Here is a 14,970-nt window from a genome sequence, read left to right as displayed (position 1 = left end):
CTTAACCTCCGGTTACCGGTGGGAAAAATGCAACTTCATCCCCCGCTTTTACTTCGGTATCAAGTGGGACAATAGATTGATTAACAGCAGCAAGTAGCTTTCCTGGCTCTAAAGCCAAATCCCACTTACCATTTTTATCAGCGCCCTCTTCCACGAGATGTGCGCGAATCGCTTCAACCGTTTCAAATTGATCATCTAATTCGACACTGTCGATACCAATCAGCTCACGAGTCTGAGCAAAAAAAAGTACTTTAATCATGATTCCGCCTTGAAGTGTCCAGATTTTCCACCCGTCTTTTCTAGGAGACGAACTTGACCGATAACCATGTCTTTTTGCACCGCTTTACACATATCGTAAATCGTCAGTGCAGCAACAGAAGCCGCCGTGAGCGCTTCCATTTCTACGCCCGTTTTACCTGCAAGCTTACAAACAGATTCAATACGAACTTTGTTTTCTGACTCAATAGCCTCCAACTGAACTTCGACTTTAGAAAGCAACAGAGGATGACAAAGTGGAATCAAATCCCACGTTTTCTTTGCAGCTTGGATACCAGCAATTCGAGCCGTCGCGAACACATCACCTTTATGATGCTGACCGGAAACAATCAGTTGCAAGGTTTCTGGGGCCATGTGAACAAATGCTTCTGCACGTGCTTCACGAACCGTTTCAGCTTTTGCAGACACGTCGACCATGTTAGCTTCGCCAGACGCGTTGATATGGGTAAATTGAGTCATTGTTTTTCCTTCGCTTTTAGGAAAGGTTATACAGATAGGTGCGGCATGAAGTTACAAGGGCGATGGCTTGCATCTAACTGCTGCTTGATGATCTTCGTCCAGCCAGTGCGGCACGCGCCTGTTGAACCAGGCATTGCGAAGATAACTGTATGATTAGCAAAGCCTGCAATTGCACGCGATTGGATGGTTGACGTACCAATTTCTTCGTAAGACACCATGCGGAATAACTCACCAAAACCTTCTACTTCTTTATCAAACAGAGGCTTCAGCGCTTCTGGTGTGCTGTCACGTGACGTGAACCCTGTACCACCAGTAATCATGATCGCTTGAACATTGTCGTCCGCAATCCACTGAGAAACAATTGCGCGAATTTTGTACATGTCATCAATAACAATTTGCTTATCGACAACATTGTGACCCGCTTCTTGAGCGTGTTCAACAAGGTAGCGACCAGAGGTATCGTTTTCTTCGGTACGAGTGTCAGATACCGTTAGAACGGCAATATTTGCAGGTTGAAATTTGCTTTCAGCGTGACCCATGTGTTCACCTATTCTCTTTTAACTTTGATACGTTTGGTATCGATTCTAGAAAAGCGAGGGAAAGCTAGCCTATAAATAAGCTTTCCCTACAAAATTTGAGTTGATTTAGCCGCCGATAGACGCTAGATGTGGCGTCATACCCGTATTACCATCGTGCAAGAAGTGGCTCACCGACTTAGTTTGTAACTGCGCTTGGATGCGTTCAATAAGCTCGCTTTCTTGCTCATCACGTTCCAATAGATCACGTAGTTCTACACCGTGGTCTCCAAACAAACACAGATGCAACTTACCCATCGCAGAGACGCGTAGTCGGTTGCAGCTCTCACAAAAGTCTTTTTCATAAGGCATGATCAGGCCAATTTCACCCTTGTAATCTGGATGAACAAACACTTGCGCGGGGCCGTCATTATGAGAGCGCACTTTAAGCAGCCAACCGTTCGCAATCAACTGATTACGAATTGCTACGCCAGACACATGATGCTTATTGAATAAATCATCCATCTCACCCGTTTGCATCAATTCGATGAAGCGCAGTTGGATTGGACGATCTTTTATCCAGTTGAGAAACGCTGGCAGCTCTTGATGGTTAAGATCTTTCATCAAAACCACATTAACTTTGACTTGCTCATAACCAACTTCAAACGCGCGCTCGATACCATTCATCACCTCAGTGAACTTATTTTCACCCGTGATTTGATGGAACATGCGCGGATCAAGGCTGTCCACGCTGACGTTGATGTGAGTTAAGCCCGCTTCACGCCAGTCTGCGACTTGCTTCGCCATGCGGTAACCATTGGTCGTAGTTGCAACTTTTTGGATACCAGGCGTCGTCGCCACTGAGTGGATAATGTCGGTAAAATCTTTGCGTAAACTTGGTTCACCGCCAGTAATGCGCACTTTTGACGTGCCACAATCAGCAAACGCTTTTACGACCCGTTTGATTTCAGGAAGAGATAAAAAAGACGAGTTTTTATTGCCCGAAGGCTTATAGCCATCAGGAAGGCAATAGGTACATTTGAAATTACATACGTCGGTCACAGACAGACGCAAGTAATAGAACTTACGATGAAATTTGTCTTCGAATTGTTGCGCCACGGAACACCTTTCCAAACACGGGAGGCATGGCCATTTCCAATCATGCCCTTGTGACAGTACGCCACTGGCTCAAAACGCTTATCCTCGGACTTAGCAATAGTGAGCTCGGAGTTATGGCAACCAGAGATATGAAACCTCTGATAGCTTTGCGGTGTAAAATACTTAATATTTGTACTGGAATCCAGACTTGAGTGATAAAAAACTCTCTAGAGACACAATTTACCGCTAAGTGAGTACCTTTCAAGCACTCCTTGAGATAAATTGTAGCCGTTTTTTACAAGATTATTAGAAGAACGTAATGAATATCTACACGGATAAAAAAGTGGTCGCTGTTGGCGGTGGTCATGGCTTAGGTCGAATGTTGGCCGCACTACGGGATTTTGGCGGCAATGCAACTGGCATTGTCGCCACAACAGACAATGGTGGCTCAACAGGAAGAATTCGTCACTGCCAAGGTGGAATCGCCTGGGGCGACACACGGAACTGCATTAATCAGCTGATCACAGAGCCGTCGATCAGTTCAATGATGTTTGAATATCGCTTCAAAGGTACTGGCGAGCTTGATGGTCATAACCTCGGTAACTTGATGCTTACGGCGCTCGATAACTTATCGGTCAGACCGTTAGATGCCATCAATCTGATTCGAAACATGTTAAAAGTCGACGTTAACATTCTTCCTATGTCTGAACACCCTTCCGATCTTTCCGCGTTATCCGTGGATGGGAAGTGGGTCACGGGAGAAACGAATGTAGACGAGATGAACACCGATTTACGCCGTCTCGATCTATCACCAGAAGTCCCTGCAACTAAAGAAGCAGTAACTGCACTGGCAGAGGCAGACGCTATTATTCTTGGTCCTGGCAGCTTTTTAACCAGCATCATGCCTCCTTTGCTGTTGCCTGAGCTCGGCAAAGCCATTGCCGCCAATGAGAAAGCAAAAGTCATTTTCGTTGCCAACTTGAGCCCGGAGTACGGCCCAGCCGGACGAATGACCATGGCACAAAAATTAGAATGGTGTGAGCGTGCCTGCCAAGGTAGGAAGATAGACGTGGTTCTAGCAGAGGAAACCGAGCAAGAAGTATTGAGCCAGTGGAATGTAGTGACGGAATCGTTAGCTTCGTCGAACCGAGATTGGCGTCACGACCGAGATAAACTCAAGCTCGCTATTGAAAGCCAGCTAAGGCTTTCAATTTAAAAAAGCCCTCTAAAGCTAGGGGATAGCTTCAAGTTTACTCGCTGTCAGCAATGAAAAAACCCTTCACTTACGTGAAGGGTTTTGTGTAAGAGCCTCATCAGAACAATGCATTACTGCTGCCAATCACGATAAGCGTCGCGTGTTTCGTGCAAAAGATCGAACATCGTTTTTAACTCGTCTGACTCTTCAGCTAACTCACCTGCTTTGGCTTTTTTATCTATCGACATCGCCAATTGACAAAGACGGTCTGCTCCAAAGCTCGCTGCGCTGCTTTTTAACGCGTGACTGATTTCTTTTAGGTAACGTAATCGCTCTGTCCCTTGAAACTGAGATAAATTCTCGATGTAGGTATCCATCTCCCCCAAGAAAATATCGAGTAAAACAGGAACATTGTCACTGCCAATCTCCATCGACAGTTCATCGATTTTTTGCTGATTTAATACATTCACACTCATACTTTTTGCCGCTCTTCCTTGCCATTCCAAGCCTGTAACTTGCGGTAAATCGTCGACGGACTGACATCAAGGTATCCCGCCGCTCGGGGGATATTGCCATCACACGCTTCAATCGCTTGCTCTATCGCCATTTTTTCTGTCATCCACAACGGCATAATCTCAGACGCAGTCATCACTTTCGGCTCAATAAATTTCGCCACAGAAGACGGACGGTCAAGCGGTTGATTCAGCGGTGGCGGTAACATATCCAACGTGATTTCTTTACCGTTGTTTAGAACAACGATATTGCGCAGCACGTTTTGTAACTGACGAACGTTGCCTGGCCACTCATAGCTATTAAATCGGTCGATTACATCAGGCGCAAAACGCACGAAGCTTTTTCCTTCCTCGTGCGACATATAGCCTAACAGTGAGTATGCAATTTCAATGACATCTTCACCTCGTTCACGTAAAGGCGGCAAATGCAAAGGAATGACATACAAACGATAGTACAAATCTTCACGGAATCGACCTTCTTGTACCTCTTTCCATGGGTCACGGTTAGTTGCACAAACAAAGCGAACATCCACGCTCTTCATTTTTGATGAGCCCACTTTTTGGAACGTGCCGGTTTGAATAAATCGTAGCAATTTGGTTTGCAAATCTAAATCCATCTCACACAATTCATCAAGGAAAAGTGTGCCACCATCCGCTAATTCCGCTGCACCCTGACGATCATTTGCTGCACCGGTAAAAGCACCTTTCACGTGACCAAACAGTTCACTCTCAATCAAATCTTTTGGAATTGCAGCACAGTTAATCGCAATAAAAGGCTTGTCACCACGCTTGCTTGCCGCATGGATTGCCTCGGCACATACCTCTTTACCCGTACCACTTTCACCAGTGATGAAGATACTCGCTTTACTGCTCGCTGCTGAATCAATCGTGCGGTAAACCTGTTGCATTGTTTGACTACTGCCAATAAAGCCTTGATAACTTTGATTTCCCGGGTTATCAGCCTCGTTTTTTAACTTAGTCGCTTTACGAATCGCATTGTTAACCGTGACACGTAAACGGTCTGCTTCACACGGTTTGATCAAAAAGTCTTGAGAGCCATGACGCATTGCTTCTACCGCGGTATCGATAGAACCGTGAGCGGTCATAAAAATAATAGGTACGTCTGGATGACTCTTTTTTACAGCGTGTAAAACGTCCATCCCCGTCATATCTGGCAGACGAAGATCGAGCAGAATAAGATCTGGAATTCTATGGTTGAGACTTTCAATGGCATCCCTACCTGTACCGACAATATTGATATCTATACCAAGCGGTGTCAGGTATGAGCGGTACAGTGCCGCAACAGATGCGGTATCCTCAACCATTAAAAGGTAACGAGATTTAGGACCTTCAGATTTTTGTTGCATAACCTAGCTAATATTTTGTTGTGTTTTAAACAATAATCGCATTACGCTTTGCATTTTGCAAATAACATTAGCTAAATTATGGGTAAGAGAAAGGATTCAAAAATAATATCAATTATTTAAAAAATGGCATAAACCATGCTGATAGTTTAGTGACCCCTCGGGTCACCTAGCCAACTGACGTTGTTAGTGAACGAGATGTTCACAAAACAAGCCAATAGACCCGACTGCCTATTGGCTTCTTTTTTTTTGCAAGCAATCTAAAACACTTGGCTAAGCTAGATCATTAAGCTTATTTTTAACTATTTGCGATGAACTGCGCTCTTAGTTTTTCAATCTCGTCACGCTTTTGCGCCGCCAATTCAAACTCTAAATCTTGCGCGTGCTGATACATTGCCGCCTCAAGTCGACTGATTTCTTTTTCCAACTGTTGAGGAGACATGACCTCGTATGTTTGCGAAGGCTCCGCCACTTTCGACAACGGTACCTGTTTAGTATTACGCTGACGTTTAGACTTGGTAATATCGCCCAATTCCATAATATCTTTGATATTTCGTTTGAGCGCTTGCGGCGAAATGCCCATTTCTTCGTTGTACGCTTTCTGCTTCTCGCGGCGGCGGTTGGTTTCATCCATCGCCTTTTTCATGGAGTTGGTGATTCGGTCAGCATACAAAATCGCCTTACCTTCAAGATTTCGCGCAGCACGACCAATGGTCTGAATCAGTGAACGCTCGGAGCGCAAGAAGCCCTCTTTATCTGCATCCAATATTGCAACCAGCGAAACTTCAGGCATGTCCAAGCCTTCTCGTAGCAAGTTAATTCCCACCAGCACGTCAAACTCGCCAAGACGAAGATCGCGGATGATCTCCACACGTTCTACGGTATCAATATCTGAATGTAAGTAACGTACCCTAACATCATGTTCGTGCAAGTACTCGGTGAGATCTTCGGCCATTCGTTTAGTCAATGTTGTCACTAGAACTCGCTCATCTTTAGCAGAACGGAGGCGAATTTCAGACAACAAGTCGTCTACTTGGGTCGCCACTGGGCGAACTTCCAATTCTGGGTCAAGCAAGCCTGTTGGACGAACAACTTGATCCGCTACATCACCAGCCGATTTTTCTAGTTCATAATTTCCTGGCGTCGCAGAGACAAAAATCGTCTGCGGTGCTAACGCTTCAAACTCTTCAAACTTGAGGGGACGATTATCTAACGCAGAAGGTAAGCGAAAACCAAACTCTACCAGCGTTTCTTTACGAGAGCGGTCACCTTTATACATGGCACCAATCTGCGGCACCGTCACGTGGGATTCATCGATGATCAACAAACCGTCATGAGGCAAGTAATCAAACAATGTCGGTGGCGGCTCGCCTTCCGATCGTCCGCTGAGATAACGAGAATAGTTTTCGATACCTGAGCAAAAACCTAACTCATTCATCATCTCGATATCGAATTGAGTCCGCTGGCTAATACGCTGTTCTTCCAGTAGCTTGTTGTTATCTAGAAGCTGTTTTTTGCGTACTTCTAATTCAACCTTAATATTTTCAATCGCTTCAAGAATACGATCTCTTGGTGTCACGTAGTGCGTCTTAGGATAAATGGTGTAGCGTGGTAAATCTCGCTGTTTCACCACACCAGTCAATGGATCAAAAACACTTATGCAGTCAATTTCATCATCAAACATTTCGACACGAACTGCGTCTTGGTCAGATTCCGCTGGAAAGATATCAATCACTTCGCCACGAACCCGAAACTGTCCTCGCTCAAATGCCACGTCATTTCTCGAATATTGTAACTCTGCCAAACGTCGTAGCATGTCCCGTTGATCAATCACGTCACCACGACGTAAATGCAACATCATTTGCAAGTAAGATTCTGGGTCACCCAAACCATAGATAGCAGAAACAGACGCAACGATAATCGCGTCTTTACGTTCCAATAGTGCTTTCGTTGCGGAAAGGCGCATTTGCTCTATGTGAGCGTTAACCGATGCGTCTTTTTCAATGAAAGTATCCGTCGTCGGGACATAAGCTTCAGGCTGGTAGTAATCGTAGTAGGAAACAAAGTACTCCACCGCATTATTGGGAAAGAATGATTTCATCTCGCCATATAATTGCGCTGCGAGCGTTTTGTTTGGAGCAAGTAATATTGCAGGTCGTTGGGCTTGAGCGATAACATTCGCTAGTGTGAACGTTTTACCCGATCCCGTTACCCCCAATAGTGTTTGATGTGCCAGTCCAGCATCGAGCCCCTCAAGCAGCTGCTTGATCGCTCCCGGCTGGTCACCCGATGGCTGATAATCGGAGACCAATTCATAGACTTTACTCATACCCTTCCTCAACTTTACTGCGCTTTGGCTGTATATATATACACCTTAGCCAATGAAATCTACGTCTATTGAAAATTTACCCACCATTGTTAATAAATTTTCTTGTTTGTCTAGAATGCTGTAGCCATACAAAACCTACTCTGATATAGTACTTCGCCCTAGCTGAAGAGCCACACCCATTCTTCACATTGCAGTTTCCACAACTTTTCCCCAAAAATTGGCCTAAACACTCTTTATCCCCAAAAGCTAGATTTTTATCCACCTTGAATACATTTTGCTTAACATCAATAAATCTATGTTTTAATTGCATATTCTCTGTATAACTCTGATTAAAAATTCACTGAATAAAAACCAGGTTGCATATAAAAGATCTTTACTCAGATCTCATCAACATAGTTATCCACAAAATTAGTGGATAAGTAACCTCACCCCTTTGCTGACAAGCAGTACAGAAAAGTAAAGCCCTTCCCTCAATATTTTTTGCTAAAAATGTATTTTTTTACTGTTGACAGTAGTTTGGCTGCTCGGTAAGATTCGTCCCGCTTTCAAGCAAAGCAATTCCTCCTTAGCTCAGTTGGTAGAGCGACGGACTGTTAATCCGCAGGTCGCTGGTTCGAGCCCAGCAGGAGGAGCCAAATTCCAGAAAAGCCGTGTCGCAAGACACGGCTTTTTTCGTTTTGAAATAAAAAACTTCTTTCACCATCAATATCTCAAGTGACGACTTAAAATTACTCGCTAAATGTAATTCCCGCCTTCTGAGCAAAAGATTCTTTGAGGAAAGACAGCACCAGCGTCTTTGTAAAATCCATTCAGCAAGCTGTTCAATTTCTTATTGATTCATCAAAATACCTCACATAGACGACTATTTTTCCATCGTGTATGTAAAACCACATCGTTCACTGGTTGTTATTGGTGTCACAAAACACGATAATATCAAGATCGGATTTTAAGAACGTAATAACTATGACCGAATATGTTTTGTTGTTGGTCGGCACTGTGCTGGTGAACAACTTTGTACTGGTGAAGTTTTTGGGCCTCTGTCCTTTTATGGGTGTGTCCAAAAAACTGGAAACAGCAATAGGTATGGGCTTAGCGACAACTTTTGTGCTAACGCTCGCGTCAGTGTGTGCGTATTTAGTGGAAAGCTACATTCTTCGTCCACTGGGTATTGAGTACCTTCGAACCATGAGTTTTATTTTGGTGATAGCCGTTGTGGTGCAGTTCACCGAAATGGTTGTGCACAAAACAAGTCCAACACTTTATCGCTTGCTTGGTATTTTCTTACCGCTGATCACTACAAACTGCGCGGTATTAGGTGTCGCGCTTCTTAATATTAATGAGAACCATAACTTTATCGAATCGATTATCTACGGCTTCGGCGCCGCTGTTGGTTTCTCATTGGTGTTGATACTTTTTGCATCCATGCGTGAGCGCATAGCTGCCGCCGACGTACCAGTGCCTTTTAAAGGTGCATCGATTGCAATGATTACAGCGGGTTTAATGTCACTAGCCTTTATGGGCTTTACAGGTTTGGTGAAGTAAACAATGAGTACGATTTTAATTGCGATCATCGCGTTAGCGGTTCTTGCTGCGATTTTCGGCGCGATACTTGGTTTTGCTTCTATTCGCTTCAAAGTCGAGGCAGACCCAATTGTGGATCAAATCGACGCAATCTTACCTCAAACTCAATGCGGTCAATGTGGCTATCCTGGTTGCCGCCCTTATGCTGAAGCGATTGCAAATGGCGACCACATCAACAAATGTCCACCTGGCGGTCAGGCAACAATCGAAAAGCTCGCCGACTTAATGGGTGTTGAGCCAGAAGAATCTGCGCACGATCTCGACAGCAAAATTCCAACCGTTGCGTTTATCCATGAAGATATGTGCATTGGCTGTACTAAGTGTATTCAAGCGTGTCCAGTGGATGCAATTGTAGGCGGTACAAAAGCGGTCCATACCGTAATTAAAGACGAATGTACGGGGTGTGACTTATGTGTTGCACCATGTCCAACTGATTGTATTGAAATGATTCCTGTGGCAACCACCACGGAAAGCTGGAAGTGGCAACTTAACTCCATTCCAGTACTCAACATTACGGATGCTGCCGACGATGCAGCGAACGTGAAAGATTCAATTAAGTAAGGTTTCGCATGTTGTCTTTGATTGAACAAATTCGTACAGGCTCGCTTTGGGATTTCCCTGGTGGTGTGCATCCGGCAGAAAACAAAAAGCAGTCCAACAAAACTGAGCTCGTTCACGCGGCTATCCCATCAGAAATTGTATTACCGCTAAAACAGCACATTGGTAAGGCTGGTAACTTATTGGTTGCCGAAGGTGACCACGTATTAAAAGGTCAGCCATTAACGCAATCCGAAACTGGTTTTACCGTTCCAGTGCATGCTCCTACATCGGGTACGATCACCGCAATTGAGCCCAGAACCGTTGCTCACCCTTCAGGTCTGAGTGAACTCTGTGCGGTCATTACACCTGATGGTAACGATACATGGTGTGACAGAAAACCCGTCGCGGATTACAAACAAGAAACACCTGACGCTCTGATCGATATTATTCGTCTCGCAGGCATTTCAGGTATGGGTGGCGCAGGTTTCCCTACCGCAAAAAAAATCCAATCAGGTTTTGCTCGCACAGAGATTCTTATCGTCAACGCAGCTGAGTGTGAGCCATACATCACATCAGATGACAAGCTCATGCAAGAGCATGCCGAAGAGCTCATCCAAGGTATCGAGATTGTCGAACATATCCTGACACCAAAGCTCACGATTATTGGTATTGAAGATAACAAACCAGAGGCAATCAAAGCGTTAGAAGCTGCGGCTCTAAACAAAGATATCGTCATTCGCGTTATCCCGACTAAATACCCTTCTGGTGGTGAAAAACAGCTGATCAAAATTTTGACCAATAAAGAAGTACCAAGCGGCGCAATTCCAGCCGATATTGGTATTTTGGTTCAAAATGTCGGTTCTCTTTACTCAATCAAACGCGCAATCATCGATGGTGAACCGATGATAAAACGCGTCGTGACCCTCACTGGTAAAACATTCAAACAACCACGTAATGTTTGGGCATTATTAGGTACACCAGTACAGGCGTTATTGGATGAGTTTGGCTATAAAGCCGATAAGAAGTTACAACGTTTAATCATGGGTGGACCAATGATGGGCTTCACCCTTCCCCACTCTCAAGTGCCGATTACCAAGACAGCAAACTGTATCCTTGCCCCGACTCGTCGTGAGATCTCTCCACACCAACATGAGATGGAATGCATTCGCTGTAGCCAATGTGCTGAAGCTTGCCCTGCTTCACTGCTGCCTCAACAACTGCAATGGCATGCGAAAGCTGAAGAGTATGACAAACTCGAAGAACTCAACTTAAAGGATTGTATCGAGTGCGGTGCTTGTGCGTTTGTGTGTCCAAGTGAAATTCCTCTCGTACAGTATTACCGCCAAGCAAAAGCGGAAATTCGCACCAGAGCACAAGAAGCGGAAGCTGCGGAGCGAGCGAAGCTGCGTTTTGAAGAGAAGAAAGCGCGTATGGAACGCGAAAAAGCAGAACGTGAAAATCGCTTTAAGAAAGCAGCCGATCAGCGCCGTAAAGACATGAAATCTTCTGGTGGTGATGATGCGATTGCAGCAGCGATCGCACGAGTGAAAGCTCAGAAGACAGAAACAACAGAAAAAGCAGAGCCAGCCGTGAAACCTGCCGTCGCTGCAGCCATTGCCAAAGCGAAGGCAAAACAGGCCGCAGCCGCTAAAGCAGGCTCTAGTGAACCTGATAACTCAGAAATGGCAAAACTGCGCGAAGAACGCAAACGTCTAGCCCGCGAACGTAAAGCACAAAAAGAACAAGGCGAAACGCCAGATAACAACGCTGATGATAAGAAATCGGCAGTTACAGCAGCCATCGCCCGAGCTAAAGCGAAAAAAGCACAACAAGAAGATTCAACTGAATCTGTAGAATCAGAAACGTCTGCACAGCAAGACGGCGATCCGAAAAAAGCCGCGGTTGCTGCTGCGATTGCACGTGCCAAAGCGCGTAAAGCGAAGCAAGCAGACTCAACTGAAGCGGAAGAAGCTGAAGCACCTGCTGAGCAAACCGACGATCCGAAGAAAGCCGCCGTGGCTGCTGCGATTGCACGTGCCAAAGCGCGTAAAGCGCGTAAAGCGAAGCAAGCAGACTCAACTGAAGCGGAAGAAGCTGAAGCACCTGCTGAGCAAACCGACGATCCGAAAAAAGCCGCAGTTGCCGCTGCAATTGCTCGAGCCAAAGCGCGCAAAGCGAAACAAGCAGACTCAACTGAAGCGGAAAAAGCTGAAGCACCTGCCGAGCAAACCGAAGATCCGAAAAAAGCCGCCGTGGCTGCTGCCATTGCACGTGCCAAAGCGCGTAAAGCTAAGCAAGAAACGCAAACAGAGCCTGTTGAAGAAGCAACTTCCGAAGAACTAGAAGTGGATCCGAAGAAAGCCGCGGTTGCCGCAGCAATTGCGCGCGCGAAGGCTCGTAAAGCGCAACAAGCGGACTCAACTGAAGCGAAAGAAGCTGAAGCACCTGCCGAGCAAACCGAAGATCCGAAAAAAGCGGCTGTCGCTGCGGCTATTGCGCGTGCCAAAGCGCGTAAAGCTAAGCAACAAGAACCAGCCGAAACGGTAGAAGCTGAAACGCCTGCTGAACAAACTGAAGATCCGAAAAAAGCGGCTGTCGCTGCTGCTATTGCGCGCGCGAAGGCTCGCAAAGCGCAGCAAGAAGCTAATAAAAATAATACTGAGGAGAACGAGTAGTGTCGTTTTTTATTGCCAGTTCACCGCATACCCACAGCCGTCGTAGTACACCTGACTTAATGAAATGGGTGGCACTTTGTGCTCTCCCAGGTTTAGCGGCTCAGACCTACTTCTTTGGGTGGGGAACGCTTATTCAGCTGATTTTTGCCATCGCAGTCGCTGTATCACTTGAAGCCTTAGTTATGGTCTTCCGTAAACGTTCGCCGATGCGAGCACTACGTGATAACAGTGCGATCGTTACCGCTTGGTTATTAGCCGTGGCTATCCCACCATGGTCTCCGTGGTGGATTATGGTGATCGGACTTATTTTCGCGATCGTAATCGCTAAACACCTATATGGTGGCCTTGGTCAAAACTTATTCAATCCTGCCATGGTCGCTTATGTGGTCTTGTTGATCTCATTCCCAGTGCAAATGACGAGTTGGAGTGCCCCGACGTCACTCATACCTGATCACGTAAATTTTGCAGATACACTCTCTTTAATTTTTACGGGCTATGATTACGACGGCTTATCGCTTCAGCAAGTTCGAACGGGGGTTGACGGTGTGACAATGGCGACGCCACTTGATGCATTTAAGACCGGCATTCATACAGGTGCAACCCCAAGCGAAGTACTGTCGCAGCCAATATTCGATGGATTAGCTGGCATTGGTTGGCAATGGGTAAATCTTGCCTACTTACTTGGTGGTTTAGTGATGATCAAAAAACGCATCATCCAATGGTATATCCCCGTAGGTTTCCTAGCGAGCCTGACGCTATTTAGCGTCGTGTTCAGCTTGCTGACCCCAGGGGAAACTGCGTCGCCAATCTTCCACTTGTTATCAGGTGCAACCATGCTTGGCGCATTCTTTATTGCAACCGATCCCGTGTCGGCGTCTACCACCGTTAAAGGACGTTTGATCTTTGGCGCGCTTATTGGTGCTTTGGTCTTTATCATTCGCAGTTGGGGCGGCTTCCCTGATGGTGTTGCATTCGCAGTGTTACTTGCAAATATGTGTGTGCCACTGATCGATTACTACACCAAACCTAGAACTTACGGTCACTGAGGTAAACATGTTAACCGCTATTAGAAAAAATGGTCTGACACTTGCGATCTTTGCCTGTGCAACAACCGGATTAGTCGCCTTTACTCAGTACCTAACAAAAGACCAAATCAAGATACAAGAACAACAACAATTGCTTTCTGTTTTGAATCAAGTCATTCCAGAAAACATGCATGACAACGCACTCACGCAAGCCTGCACTATGGTCACGTCACCAGAACTGGGGACATTGCGTGCGATGCCAGCCTACCTCGCCACGAAGAATGGTGAACCGACAGCAATCGCAATAGAATCCATCGCGCCAGATGGCTACAATGGTGAGATAAAAGTTATTACTGGGATTGACAATCAGGGCAATATTTTGGGGACACGCGTCTTAAGCCATCAAGAAACACCTGGCCTGGGCGACAAAATTGATCTTCGTGTCACCGACTGGATCCTGAGCTTTACGGGCAAACAAGTCACGGAAAGTAACTGGAACTCATGGAAAGTTCGTAAAGATGGTGGTGATTTCGATCAATTTACTGGTGCAACGATCACGCCTAGAGCCGTCGTAAAAGTGGTGCGAAATACCGTTAACTACGTAAACCAATCTCGTGAAGACATTCTTAGCCAGCCTTTGGGCTGTGAAGGAGAGCAGTAATGAATGAGAATAAATTGCTGATGAAAAACGGTATGTGGAGTAATAACCCTGCTCTCGTACAGCTGCTGGGCTTATGTCCACTGTTAGCGGTTTCTTCCACGATCACCAATGCCTTAGGTCTTGGTATTGCAACCTTATTAGTGCTGGTCGGCTCCAACGTCACGGTTTCTCTTATTCGTAATTACGTACCAAAAGAGATTCGCATTCCTGTGTTCGTGATGATCATTGCCTCTCTCGTTACCTGTGTTCAGTTATTGATGAATGCCTATGCGTATGGTTTATACCTATCTCTTGGTATCTTTATTCCTCTGATTGTAACGAACTGCATCATTATTGGTCGAGCTGAAGCATACGCTTCAAAAAATGATGTTGCGCCTGCAGCATTAGACGGTTTATGGATGGGGCTTGGTATGACAAGCGTTTTGGTCGTGCTAGGTGCCATGCGTGAGTTAATTGGTAATGGCACACTATTCGACGGGGCAGATCTGCTATTAGGAGACTGGGCATCCGCTCTCCGCATTCAAGTTTTCCAATTTGACAACAGCTTTCTACTAGCGCTTCTTCCACCCGGTGCATTTATCGGTGTTGGTCTGTTGATAGCGCTTAAAAATGTCATCGATAATTCAATCCAGGCACGTCAACCTAAAGAAGAAAAACCAACCATTGAGCGTGCTCGCGTCACCAACGCATAACAAAATAAGGCTCTGTCATGGGAGCCTTTTTCATAAACCGCAGAGACG

General features: G+C 45.7%; 14 protein-coding genes, 1 tRNA gene and 1 riboswitch. Of the genes, 8 read left to right on the top strand and 7 right to left on the bottom strand.

Annotated features, from left to right (window positions below):
- Position 1: 1 nt before the first annotated feature.
- The 4 genes from moaD to moaA all read right to left on the bottom strand — a co-directional run bounded on the left by moaD (position 2) and on the right by moaA (position 2,369).
- Positions 2-259 (bottom strand): molybdopterin synthase sulfur carrier subunit, encoded by a 258-nt coding sequence (gene moaD / locus OO778_RS05475; protein ID WP_005396646.1) that lies wholly within the window; start codon positions 257-259, stop codon positions 2-4.
- Complete coding sequence (gene moaC, locus OO778_RS05470) at positions 256-735, bottom strand: cyclic pyranopterin monophosphate synthase MoaC (protein ID WP_005396647.1); 480 nt, start codon at positions 733-735, stop codon at positions 256-258. Before moaC ends, moaD begins: the two co-directional genes overlap by 4 nt.
- A gap of 26 nt (positions 736-761) precedes the next feature.
- A complete protein-coding gene (gene moaB, locus OO778_RS05465; RefSeq protein ID WP_005396648.1) occupies positions 762-1,274 on the bottom strand; it encodes a molybdenum cofactor biosynthesis protein B in 513 nt (170 codons plus the stop codon).
- 105 nt (positions 1,275-1,379) lie between these two features.
- The gene (gene moaA, locus OO778_RS05460) at positions 1,380-2,369 is read right to left on the bottom strand and encodes a GTP 3',8-cyclase MoaA (protein ID WP_005396649.1); all 990 of its coding nucleotides are present in this window, start codon (positions 2,367-2,369) and stop codon (positions 1,380-1,382) included.
- A riboswitch (molybdenum cofactor riboswitch) is annotated at positions 2,358-2,492 on the bottom strand. It overlaps the preceding gene by 12 nt.
- A 175-nt stretch (positions 2,493-2,667) precedes the next feature.
- On the opposite strand from moaA, the gene OO778_RS05455 reads away from it, so the two are divergent.
- Entirely contained in the window at positions 2,668-3,564 is an 897-nt protein-coding gene (locus OO778_RS05455) for a YvcK family protein (RefSeq protein ID WP_074191595.1), read from the top strand.
- Between the two features lie 110 nt (positions 3,565-3,674).
- On the opposite strand, the gene luxU is transcribed toward OO778_RS05455, so the two are convergent.
- The 3 genes from luxU to uvrB form a co-directional block, all read right to left on the bottom strand.
- Positions 3,675-4,019 carry a quorum-sensing phosphorelay protein LuxU gene (luxU, locus tag OO778_RS05450; protein ID WP_012841577.1) on the bottom strand — a complete coding sequence of 115 codons (345 nt, stop codon included), beginning with the start codon at positions 4,017-4,019 and terminating at the stop codon, positions 3,675-3,677.
- Positions 4,016-5,422, bottom strand: a complete 1,407-nt coding sequence (gene luxO, locus OO778_RS05445; protein ID WP_005396653.1) for a quorum-sensing sigma-54 dependent transcriptional regulator LuxO — start codon at positions 5,420-5,422, stop codon at positions 4,016-4,018. The genes luxU and luxO overlap by 4 nt, the downstream gene beginning before the upstream one ends.
- Before the next feature lie 295 nt (positions 5,423-5,717).
- Positions 5,718-7,748 (bottom strand): excinuclease ABC subunit UvrB, encoded by a 2,031-nt coding sequence (gene uvrB / locus OO778_RS05440; protein ID WP_047010067.1) that lies wholly within the window; start codon positions 7,746-7,748, stop codon positions 5,718-5,720.
- A 559-nt stretch (positions 7,749-8,307) separates the two neighbouring features.
- Between uvrB and OO778_RS05435 the strand changes: the two genes are divergently transcribed.
- The 7 genes from OO778_RS05435 (at position 8,308) to OO778_RS05405 (ending at position 14,922) form a co-directional block, all read left to right on the top strand.
- A tRNA-Asn gene (locus OO778_RS05435) sits at positions 8,308-8,383 on the top strand.
- Positions 8,384-8,711: 328 nt separating this feature from the next.
- A complete protein-coding gene (gene rsxA, locus OO778_RS05430; RefSeq protein ID WP_005380762.1) occupies positions 8,712-9,290 on the top strand; it encodes an electron transport complex subunit RsxA in 579 nt (192 codons plus the stop codon).
- 3 nt (positions 9,291-9,293) lie between these two features.
- Entirely contained in the window at positions 9,294-9,890 is a 597-nt protein-coding gene (gene rsxB / locus OO778_RS05425) for an electron transport complex subunit RsxB (RefSeq protein ID WP_005396655.1), read from the top strand.
- Positions 9,891-9,898: 8 nt separating this feature from the next.
- Positions 9,899-12,544 carry an electron transport complex subunit RsxC gene (gene rsxC / locus OO778_RS05420; protein WP_264910926.1) on the top strand — a complete coding sequence of 882 codons (2,646 nt, stop codon included), beginning with the start codon at positions 9,899-9,901 and terminating at the stop codon, positions 12,542-12,544.
- A complete protein-coding gene (rsxD, locus tag OO778_RS05415) occupies positions 12,544-13,590 on the top strand; it encodes an electron transport complex subunit RsxD (protein WP_047010069.1) in 1,047 nt (348 codons plus the stop codon). Before rsxC ends, rsxD begins: the two co-directional genes overlap by 1 nt.
- Positions 13,591-13,597: 7 nt before the next feature.
- The gene (rsxG, locus tag OO778_RS05410) at positions 13,598-14,230 is read left to right on the top strand and encodes an electron transport complex subunit RsxG (protein ID WP_006743364.1); all 633 of its coding nucleotides are present in this window, start codon (positions 13,598-13,600) and stop codon (positions 14,228-14,230) included.
- A complete protein-coding gene (locus OO778_RS05405; protein ID WP_005380745.1) occupies positions 14,230-14,922 on the top strand; it encodes an electron transport complex subunit E in 693 nt (230 codons plus the stop codon). Before rsxG ends, OO778_RS05405 begins: the two co-directional genes overlap by 1 nt.
- The last annotated feature ends 48 nt before the right edge of the window (positions 14,923-14,970 follow it).

Source organism: Vibrio sp. STUT-A16 (assembly GCF_026000495.1).
GTDB lineage: Bacteria > Pseudomonadota > Gammaproteobacteria > Enterobacterales > Vibrionaceae > Vibrio > Vibrio diabolicus.
Note: the sequence above shows the minus strand (reverse complement) of the source record. Positions and strands in the feature narration are given on the sequence as shown.

Excerpts from the sequence above, each read along its gene's own strand:
- moaD (WP_005396646.1), bottom strand. The coding sequence starts at position 259 with ATGATTAAAGTACTTTTTTTTGCTCAGACTCGTGAGCTGATTGGTATC.
- moaC (WP_005396647.1), bottom strand. The coding sequence starts at position 735 with ATGACTCAATTTACCCATATCAACGCGTCTGGCGAAGCTAACATGGTC.
- moaB (WP_005396648.1), bottom strand. The coding sequence starts at position 1,274 with ATGGGTCACGCTGAAAGCAAATTTCAACCTGCAAATATTGCCGTTCTA.
- OO778_RS05455 (WP_074191595.1), top strand. The coding sequence starts at position 2,668 with ATGAATATCTACACGGATAAAAAAGTGGTCGCTGTTGGCGGTGGTCAT.
- luxU (WP_012841577.1), bottom strand. The coding sequence starts at position 4,019 with ATGAGTGTGAATGTATTAAATCAGCAAAAAATCGATGAACTGTCGATG.
- luxO (WP_005396653.1), bottom strand. The coding sequence starts at position 5,422 with ATGCAACAAAAATCTGAAGGTCCTAAATCTCGTTACCTTTTAATGGTT.
- uvrB (WP_047010067.1), bottom strand. The coding sequence starts at position 7,748 with ATGAGTAAAGTCTATGAATTGGTCTCCGATTATCAGCCATCGGGTGAC.
- rsxA (WP_005380762.1), top strand. The coding sequence starts at position 8,712 with ATGACCGAATATGTTTTGTTGTTGGTCGGCACTGTGCTGGTGAACAAC.
- rsxB (WP_005396655.1), top strand. The coding sequence starts at position 9,294 with ATGAGTACGATTTTAATTGCGATCATCGCGTTAGCGGTTCTTGCTGCG.
- rsxC (WP_264910926.1), top strand. The coding sequence starts at position 9,899 with ATGTTGTCTTTGATTGAACAAATTCGTACAGGCTCGCTTTGGGATTTC.
- rsxG (WP_006743364.1), top strand. The coding sequence starts at position 13,598 with ATGTTAACCGCTATTAGAAAAAATGGTCTGACACTTGCGATCTTTGCC.
- OO778_RS05405 (WP_005380745.1), top strand. The coding sequence starts at position 14,230 with ATGAATGAGAATAAATTGCTGATGAAAAACGGTATGTGGAGTAATAAC.